Annotated in this window: 2 protein-coding genes; both read right to left on the bottom strand. The window is 73.0% G+C overall.

Annotated features, from left to right (window positions below; genetic code table 11):
- The coding region (locus ACOJTC_RS20225) for an AfsR/SARP family transcriptional regulator (protein WP_420118052.1) at positions 1–1,010 on the bottom strand (1,010 nt) is incomplete at its 3' end.
- Between the two features lie 83 nt (positions 1,011–1,093).
- The coding region (locus tag ACOJTC_RS20220) for a hypothetical protein (RefSeq protein ID WP_420118051.1) at positions 1,094–4,609 on the bottom strand (3,516 nt) is incomplete at its 5' end.

The raw sequence follows: 4,609 nt of genomic DNA, 5'->3' as shown, positions 1-4,609 counted from the left end.
GTGAAGGCCGCCGTGGTCGCGTCCCGTAGGGTCGCCAACTCGCCGGCCCGGCCCACCAGGCCGTCACCGGCGGGCGCCGGCAGCGCGGACGGCCCGGCAGGCGCCGGCAGCACGGAGGGCCCGGCGGGCGCCGGCGGCGCGGACGGCCCGGCGGGCGCCGGCGGTGACGCCCGGCCGAGCGCGCGGTGGTATGCCTGGGCCAGCACCGGGCCGGGGTCGACCCCCAGGTGCTCGGCGAGGTCGGCGCGGACGGCCCGGAACACTGCCAGCGCCTGCGCCTGCTGGCCGGCGGCGGCCAACGCGGTGACCAGTCCCGCCTGCACCGGCTCGTGCAGGGGCGTCATCGTCGCCGCCAGCCGTAGGGGGGCCAGCACCTGGTGGGGCTGCCCCGCCGCGACGGCCAGGTCTGCGGCGGCGACGGCGGCGGCGAAGAACTCCCCGTCCAGCGCGGCGAAGAGGGCGACCGCGCCGGGCCGGTGCGTGTACCCGTCGCCGGCCGGTCCCCGCCACAGCGCGAGCGCCCGGCAGTACGCGTCGAGGGCGTCGGCGTCCCGACCCCGGGCCCGGTGGGCGGCGGCGGCCCCGACGTGCCCCCGGAACGCCATCAGGTCGAGCAGTTCCGCCGTGGCGGACAGGCGGTAGCCGGTCGCGTGCCGGTGCAGGTAGGAGCCGGCCGCGCGGGGTGGCAGACCGGGTTCCAGCAGGCGGCGCAGCGCACCGACGTACTTGTGGATGACGTTGACGGCGGTCGCGGGGGCGTCGTCGCCCCAGACCAGGTCGATCAGCTCGGTGGTGCTGACCGGTTCCCCGGCGCGGGCCAGCAGCAGGAGCAGCAGGTAGGCCCGCTGGCGGGGGCCCGGGTCCAGCTCGACGCCGCCCCGCCGGACGCGCAGCGGGCCGAGGATCTGTAGTCGCAGCGCGCCCTGCGGCCGGGTCCGGTGCCCACCCTCGACGCCATCTCCCGACGACAGCCCCACCACGCCCCGGTAACCCCCGACCGTCGGTGACATCGACGCCCTTCAGCTTACGCCGGGGAACGTCGTGCCGGCCGGCCCGCGGGACGCCCGGGGCGGGGCCGTCGCCCCGCGTCACCTCACCAGCGCCAGCCCTCCCGCCCGGTGTCCGGCACGGACTCCACGCTCAGGTGCGCGTGCAGGCCGTGGTCGGTCAGGTAGGTCTGGACGAGTTGACCCTGCACGACGGTGTTGTTGTAGATGGTCATCGAGGCGCTGTCCTGGTGCACGCACCAGACCTGCCCCTGGCTGTGCGGGTCGTAGCCGTCCAGCACCACGTGCGCGCCGGGCAGGGGCAGGCCACCGTCCGGGGTGGACGTCAGGTACTCGTCGTCGTACAGCAGGTAGAAGCACCGGTCGGCGCCGCGCTGCCCGGCCGGCACCGGCTGCCACTCCCGGCTGCCGGTGGTGGCGGGCAGCAGCTGCACCGGCCGGCCCTCGACGCCGTCCGGGCCGGCCACCCCCAGCTCGGCCGCCGTGCCGGCGGGCGCGACGACGGGCAGGATGTCCCGCCGCAGGTCGAGGTCCGTCGAGGACGCGAGGAACCAGCGTTGGTACGGCGAGTCGGTGGCGTCCCGGGCGGCCAGCACGAAGTCGCCCGGCAGCACCGTGAGCGCCTGCCCGGTCAGGTAGTTGAGCAGGGTGTACGTGCCGTCGCCGTTGGACACCGGCCGCCACAGCTGGGCCAGCGACGGTGACCAGCCCAGCGCGGCGCGGGCGTCCGGGGCGGCATCGGCCAGGCCCAGGTAGCGGTCGTCGGTCGAGTTGCCCTCCCGGACCCGTTGCAGGCGCAGGTAGCCGGGGACCTCGTTGTCCCAGTCCAGCCGCCACTGTTGGGCCCGCGACGGGGCGTAGGCGGTGTCCACGACCAGTGGCCCGCCGTTGGGTTCGGCGTCGGCGACGCGGGTGGTGGCGGCGTTGCGCAGCAGCGCCCGGCCGGGCATCGTCGGGGTGGCCAGCGGCGGCACCTCCGCGGCGGCGCGCAGGTCGAAGCCGTAGGTCACCGGGTGGTGGTCGGAGTTGGTGATCGTGTTCTCGGTGTGCGCCCGGAAGAGCGTCGGCGCGCCGTTGCCGAAGTCGGTCACCGCGTAGTCCAGGGTGTTCGTCGGGCCCGTCGTCGGATGGGTGTTGGCGTCCGGGGCCATCACGGCGAACTGGTTGACCGGTAGCGCGTTGCGCAGGTTCTGCGGCTCCCGGTTGAAGTCGCCGAGCACGACCCACTCGTAGGTGCCGTTCGCGCCGGGGTTGTTCTGGATGAACGTGCGGATGTTCGCCAGCGTGGTCGGCATGTCGTTGCCGTTGCCCGCCCAGCCGTGCACGGTGAAGAAGAACGTCTCGCCGATCCGTACGCCGAGCGCCGGCCGGGCGCCCGCCTGCCCGGCGACCACGGCGACCTGGTCGGCGCGCTGCGCGGTGGCGATGGCGAGGTTGACCCGGTTCGGGCCCTGCGTCGAGGTGTCCGTGTTCAGCCAGTACAGGTGCCGGGTGGGTTCACCGAGCAGGGTGCCCAGGTAGTACTCGTACACCGGGGGGAAGACGCCGTTGTTGGCGAACACCTGCTGGGCGTGCCGCGCCATCTCGTGTGCGCTGCCGGCCGGTGGCGACCCGGCCTCCTGGAGCGCCACCGCCAGCGTCCCCGCGCTGAGGAACCCCAGCACTGTCGCGTACTTGTTCTCGTAGGTGCCGCCCGCGCTGGAACCCGCCCCCTGCATGTTCCAGGTCACGACGGTCCGCCGGTTGCCGTCGCGGGGTTCGAGCTGGCCGACGTCACGCAGGAACAGCGACGGCCACCGCTCGCCGGTGCGTACCGCGACACCCTGGCCGGCGTAGTTCACGGTCTCCCGGCCGGACCAGTCCTTGATCGGCGCGCCGCCCTGGCTCAACGGGGTGAAAGCGCGTGGGTTCGCCGCGTCGGAGCCGAACTGGTAGATCGCCTCCGTCTCGCCGCTGTCGCTGGAATACGGCTCGTAGGGCAGGTAGGGGCCGCCCGGGACGGACTGTTTGATCATCGTGTTGCGGTGGAAGACGTTCTGCGGGCCGGACGCCCCGGACCACTTGATCGCCTTTGCCGCCGCCGCCCACCAGATCGGGAACCAGGTGCCGTCCTCCAGCTCACCACCCTCGCCGCCGCAGTTGGCGGTGCAACTGCCCGACCGGTGCTCGTACGGGACGCGGACGGTGTTGCCCTCGAACAGGTTGTAGCGTTCCCAGCCGCCGTGCAGGTTGAGGTCGGAGTCCAGGTCGTTGCCGAACGCCACGTTGCCGCTGGCCGACCACTGGAACGTGAAGTGCCGCAGGTTCCGGCTGGTGTTGTACGCCCACAGCGAGTCCCAGACCCGGCTGCCGCGCAGGTAACCGTTGCCGCCCTTGCCCTTGTTCCACGCCCCGTCGAACGTGTTGTGCTCGATCTGCAGGTTGCGGGCGACCTCGGTGACGATCGGGTGCGAGCCGGTCATCGACCCGGCCAGCCCGCGCGCCCAGCTGTTCGCGGCCCACTTGAACGCGATGCCGTGCATGGCGTACTCGGGGGCCAGGTTGCCGTAGTTGTGCACCGCGTCGGTCGGGCTGGGGTGGTAGACGCCGCCGAGCAGCTTCGGCAGACCCTCCATCTCCTGGGAGAAGGCGAAGTTCTCGAAGCCGACCCCCTCCACCGCCCGTAGCGGGGTGATCTTGCTGGGGTAGACGTTGCCGGCGATCGGCGCGGAACCGTCCGAGGTGGAGTCGACGGGTGCGTCGTACTCCAGCGGGTGGTCCAGCGTGACCGTCTTCGCCGAGGTGTTCACGGCGACCGCCCGGAACATCTGCTGACGCATGTGCAGGTTCTCGCGGGTGCCCGGATCGTCGGGCGCGAGCCCCTGCTGTTCGTAGAAGCGCAGGCTGTTGGCGACCCCGACCCAGACGTAGCCGCCGACCCGGAAGCCGTCCATCTTCGCCTTGGCGTCGAGGCGGATCACGTTCTGCCCGGCGCGGGCCGAGTACCCCGGGTCGATCGACGCGGAACCCAGTTTCTGGCCGGAGGCCCAGTGCTGGTTGATCGAGCCCTCGAACAGGTCCTTACGGTTGGCGGGAGCGGCGGCCCACTCGTCGGCGTACCGGTCGGCGACCTCACGGGTCTGCACCTTGAACAGGGCCCGGCCGGGCCAGATCCACCCCCCGGTGCCGGTGTCCGGCGGCGAGCCGAACGTCATCGTGTCCTGGTTCCACCGGCTGCCGTCGGCGGTCAGCGTGTCGTACCGGGTGTTGACGTCCGGCCGGAACACGACCCGGGTCCCGCCGCTACCGGCGCCCTGCCCCCGCAGCACCAGGAAGTTCGCGTCGACGTAGATCTGCCGGGAGATGTCGATCCGCCCGGCCGGCAACCCGATCAACGAGAGCCGGTGCGGGTTGCCCGACGGCGAGCAGTTCGCCTTGATCCGGTCGATGGCCGACTGGAGGCCGACGCTGTCGTCCACCGCGTCGTCGGCGCGGACCCCGAACTCGGTGGCCAGCCGCGCCGCGTCGATCGTGCAGGACCCGCCCGCCAGGTCCGCGTCCGACGGCAACGACTGGCCGCCGAGATAGCCGACCCGGGACCAGTCGGGCAGCCCGGCGACCCC

The organism is Micromonospora sp. (assembly GCF_048594385.1).
GTDB lineage: Bacteria > Actinomycetota > Actinomycetes > Mycobacteriales > Micromonosporaceae > Micromonospora > Micromonospora wenchangensis.
This window is presented reverse-complemented; position numbering and strand designations above follow the sequence as displayed.